Genomic DNA, 4303 nt, shown 5'->3' with positions numbered 1-4303 from the left:
CGGAAGCTGCCGAAGCAGCAATTCCATCAACTTTGACATTTACATCATTAGGGTAGTTCATCAGCATGGTGTAAATACGGCTGGCTGCAGTACAGTCACCACCAGGAGAGTTAAGCCAGAGATCAATTGGTCCTTGATCTTCATTTAGTTCATCTTGGAATACTTGGGGTGAGATATCGTCATTTATCCAGCTGTCCGGTGCAATCACTCCTGAAATAGATAATTGACGCTGGTCACCGTCATAGTTCCAGTTCCAGAATCGTTTCAAATTGATTTATCCTCGCTTTCTTGTTTTGCTCTTGGATTATAGAAATTACCAGCTTGATTTAACGGAAGCATATTGCCATTAACTAAGTACTGATCACCACCTTCACTGGCGGGAATTTGGTTGAGGTCTTCTAGTTCACGAATGTCGTTAGCAGATAACCAGCCATTTTGCCGACCAATAGCGTAGCCGTTCATCCGGCTTTCATAGTCACCACGAAGCAAGCCATCCACGTTAAATTTAATGAAGTATTTCTGCTGGTCGTCAGGTGAGAGCAGCTGCTGGTTCATGGCTTGCTCCCAGCGAACACACCAGGGATTTAAGGTATACTTCACGAATTCCAGTGATTGCTGTTCGATATTTGAAAAAGTTGATCGATCCAGATCACCGACCATATGAGGCGGGACGCGAAAGATCCGTGCGATTTCGTCTAACTGAAATTTCCGGGTATCCAAAAATTGGGCTTGGTCGGGTGGAATTGAAAGCTGGTGAAAGGTCATGCCTTCTTCTAGAACCGCAATACTATGGTTGTTAGAACCCGAGAACTGGGCTTGCCAGCTTTTACGTAGGCGTTCCGGATCCTTGACCACGTTAGGGTGTTCAAGTACGCCACCGGGTGTGGCATCGTTCTTAAAGAAAGTTGACCCATATTGTTCAGCGGCCATCGATAAGCCAATTGCATTTTTAGCCATCGCAATCGGACTATAGCCAATCAAACCATCAAAACCTAGTCCGGCAATATGAAGAACTTCATCAGATAAGAGAATGACTTGCTTGGATTTATTCTTGGCTTGGTAATCATCATAGTTTTGGGTATAAGTGTAGTAGAGGTAACCGTTGGCAGCGCGATTAACATCCATTCGATCTGGCATCAAAGGATAGAGTCCAGTGATTTGTCCCTGACCATTTCGAATGATCTGGGCATAGGCGTTACCCCAAAGCAATATATGATTCATCAAGGTTTCCCGAAAGACAAAGCTGGTCATTTCTGGATTAGGAGCATCATGGAGCAAAAAATAAAGCGGGTGTTTAATTGCCCGCTGTTTACCACCATCATTGGTGTATTGGTAAATATGAAGTGGCAGTTCTGCTAAACCTTCCGCTAATACCCGGACACAAGCATAAACTGCGGTGTTTTGCATAGCAGTGCGTTCGGTGACATTTTGACCGGCAATGGAACTGCCAAAAAGAAACGACATCGTGCTGGATAAGGTGTTTTTAGGTGAAGTTTTGTTGGTGTGGAATAGTTTATTGAGAAAGTTCATAGCATCAACTCCTTTTAGGGCATAATAAAAACACCGACTTGCTAAAAGCCGATGCTAATTCATATATTTTGATTTCTTTGGTAAGTTCAATCACCGCTTACCTTTTTCGTTTGTAGACGTCATTTCTTTTACCCGCCTTTACGACAACAACGGTAAAAACTTCGTCTTGAATATCAGCAATGATGCGATAACTACCAATTCGGTAACGCCACAGAGTACCGAGTTCGCCTTCCAGGGCTTTGCCCCAAACTCGAGGATTATTAGAACCTTCGATATGTTTGTCAAGCCAATTAATGATTCGTCGCTGAACAGATTTATCGAGATTTTTCTTAAAATCTTTTAGTGCTTTTTGATTAAATGACCAGGTGTATTTCATCATTAAAGACCTAATTGCTTCTTAACGTCATCGCGAGACACAGTTTGACCATGGGATTCGCGAATGTTTTTGACTGCATCTTGATAGTCAAGGCTATCTTCGAGCTTTTCTAAAACAGCATTTCGCATAAATTCGGTAGCAGATTGACCATCAAGATCCGCTTGTTTGTGAATCAAATTTAAGACGTCTTTATCAAAACGGATAGTGGTGGATTTAGTAGCAGTTGCCATGTTTGGACCTCCTTGGATTTGTTAATGATATTATATCATATCAGAATGCAAATGCGTTCTATTTTGATTAAAGCATCAATAGTCCGCGACCATCGTAAACCGAATCGCCACTATCTTCATTTCGAATAGCCCGATCTAAGCCCATGATAGTGGCTACCACGCCATCAATCTTCTCAGTAGATTTGGCTTTATCAGGTTTGATGTTACCAGCTGGATCAGTACGGATATAAATGTTATCCATCATCCAGCGCAGTATCGGGTGACCGCCATGGGCGATCTTCTTTTCTAAGGTTAATCGCATCAGTTCCTTGGTTGGCGGGGTCATATCCTTAAACCCTTGACCAAATGGCACGACCGTAAAGCCCATTCCTTCCAGGTTTTGCACCATTTCAACAGCTCCCCAGCGGTCAAAGGCAATTTCTCGGATATGATATTTTTTACCAAGGTCATCGATAAAATGTTCAATGAAACCATAGTGAACAACGTTGCCTTCCGTAGTTTGTAGGTAACCTTGCTGTTTCCAAATATCGTAGGGAACATGGTCACGTCGAACCCGTAAATCAACGTTATCTTCAGGGATCCAGAAGTAAGGGAGCAGAGTGTACCCTTCTGATTCATCACGCGGTGGGAAAACAAGAACGAAGGCGGTAATGTCAGTAGTGGAGGATAAGTCCAAGCCACCAAAGCAATCACGCCCGCGTAGCTCATCTGGATCAACTGGGAAAGCACAGGCATCCCATTTATCCATCGGCATCCAGCGAACATCCTGCTTCACCCACTGGTTAAGTCGTAGTTGTCGGAAAGTATTTTCTTCGGCTGGATTTTCTTTTGCGGAGTTGTAGGCGTCTTTGACCTTCTCCATTTTGACGGTAATCCCGAGGGAAGGGTTAGCTTTCTGCCAGACTTTTGGGCTGGACCAGTCTTCATCACGATTGGCACCATAAATAACCGGATAAAAACGGGGATCATGTTTGCGGCCCTTCATAATATCGATGGCTTTTTGATGAACCTGGTAACAGATTGAATTCTCATCGTTGCCTGCAGTCGTGATTAAAAAGTAGAGGGGCTGAGTACGGGCATCACCGGAACCCTTCGTCATAACATCATAGAGTTTGCGATTTGGTTGGGTGTGCAATTCGTCAAAGATGACTCCGGAAACATTGAACCCATGTTTAGAGTACGCATCAGCTGATAGGACCTGGTAGAAACTATTAGTTGGCTCATAAATCAATCGTTTTTGCGAAGCAAGAATCTTACACCGTTTCTTTAAAGCTGGATTCATTCGCACCATGTCAGCAGCCACATCAAATACAATCGCTGCCTGTTGGCGATCAGCGGCACAACCATAAACCTCCGCCCGTTCTTCGCCATCGGCACAACAAAGCAGCAGGGCGACTGCCGCAGCCAGTTCGGATTTGCCCTGTTTCTTGGGAATTTCTACATAAGCAGTGTTGAACTGCCGATAGCCGTCTGGTTTAAGAATTCCGAAGATGTCACGGATGATTTTTTCTTGCCAGTCAATCAGCTCAAAAGGTTTTCCTGCCCAGGTACCTTTGGTGTGGCAAAGGCATTCGATGAACGAAACTGCAAAGTCGGCTGCATCTTTGTTGTAGGTGGAGTTCTTGGACATAAAACGAGTTGGTTGATAGTTCTTTAGTTTGCGCAAAGCGAGATCACATCCTTTCGGTAGTACTAAAAAAGCACTGAGCTTGAACCCAATGCTAACTTGATTGATGATTAATTAAACTTGCCAGTTAATATCAAATTTACGTATCCGGCGCGGTCAGTATTCAAGTAATCGATTAAGTCATGGCAGTTATAGTAGTATGCCAGTCTTTTGACATTTTCCACATCAAACATGTTGGCTTCACCAGTGTTGCGAATTTTTAAGACCTGCTGGCGGATTCGGTTACGTTTAGCTAATTCGTCCTTAATTCGATTCATGATTAGTCCCCCTGGTTCTTAAAAGCAGCTGATCCAGTTAAGTTGCGTAACAATACTTTCCGTTGGTCTTTAAACTTGGGACCGATAAATCCTAGGCGTAGCAGGAAACAGCGGAAAGCATATTTTTCATTACTCTCTTCGTGTGGTTCTGACATGATTCGCTGGTGGCTGATGGCATATTGGACCAGCTTGTCGACAAATTGTTGATAAGCCAAAGCATCGT

General features: G+C 43.6%; 6 protein-coding genes and 1 pseudogene. All 7 read right to left on the bottom strand.

Annotation, left to right across the window (positions count from 1 at the left end; translation table 11 throughout):
• On the bottom strand, positions 1-268 hold a 268-nt coding region (locus AB3114_RS08370), incomplete at its 3' end, for an ATP-dependent Clp protease proteolytic subunit (RefSeq protein ID WP_367342788.1).
• On the bottom strand, positions 265-1530 hold the full coding sequence (locus tag AB3114_RS08365) for a phage portal protein (RefSeq protein WP_367342787.1): 1266 nt from the start codon (positions 1528-1530) through the stop codon (positions 265-267). The genes AB3114_RS08365 and AB3114_RS08370, both read right to left, overlap by 4 nt.
• Positions 1531-1627: 97 nt before the next feature.
• A complete protein-coding gene (locus AB3114_RS08360; RefSeq protein ID WP_367342786.1) occupies positions 1628-1906 on the bottom strand; it encodes a type II toxin-antitoxin system RelE/ParE family toxin in 279 nt (92 codons plus the stop codon).
• A gap of 2 nt (positions 1907-1908) precedes the next feature.
• The gene (relB, locus tag AB3114_RS08355; protein WP_367342785.1) at positions 1909-2136 is read right to left on the bottom strand and encodes a type II toxin-antitoxin system RelB family antitoxin; all 228 of its coding nucleotides are present in this window, start codon (positions 2134-2136) and stop codon (positions 1909-1911) included.
• 67 nt (positions 2137-2203) lie between these two features.
• Positions 2204-3802 carry a terminase large subunit gene (locus tag AB3114_RS08350; protein WP_367342784.1) on the bottom strand — a complete coding sequence of 533 codons (1599 nt, stop codon included), beginning with the start codon at positions 3800-3802 and terminating at the stop codon, positions 2204-2206.
• A 71-nt stretch (positions 3803-3873) separates the two neighbouring features.
• On the bottom strand, positions 3874-4080 hold the full coding sequence (locus AB3114_RS08345) for a DUF5049 domain-containing protein (RefSeq protein ID WP_007124177.1): 207 nt from the start codon (positions 4078-4080) through the stop codon (positions 3874-3876).
• A 2-nt stretch (positions 4081-4082) separates the two neighbouring features.
• Positions 4083-4303 (bottom strand): annotated as a pseudogene (locus AB3114_RS08340) (hypothetical protein); the annotation flags it as partial.

Origin of the sequence: Limosilactobacillus sp. (genome assembly GCF_040772465.1) — a bacterium.
GTDB lineage: Bacteria > Bacillota > Bacilli > Lactobacillales > Lactobacillaceae > Limosilactobacillus.
The sequence above is the reverse complement of the archived record's forward strand: the minus strand, read 5'-3'. Positions and strand labels throughout refer to the sequence as shown.

Bases quoted from the DNA above. Each gene is read 5' to 3' on its own strand.
- AB3114_RS08365 (WP_367342787.1), bottom strand. From the start codon at position 1,530: ATGAACTTTCTCAATAAACTATTCCACACCAACAAAACTTCACCTAAA.
- AB3114_RS08360 (WP_367342786.1), bottom strand. From the start codon at position 1,906: ATGAAATACACCTGGTCATTTAATCAAAAAGCACTAAAAGATTTTAAG.
- AB3114_RS08345 (WP_007124177.1), bottom strand. From the start codon at position 4,080: ATGAATCGAATTAAGGACGAATTAGCTAAACGTAACCGAATCCGCCAG.
- relB (WP_367342785.1), bottom strand. From the start codon at position 2,136: ATGGCAACTGCTACTAAATCCACCACTATCCGTTTTGATAAAGACGTC.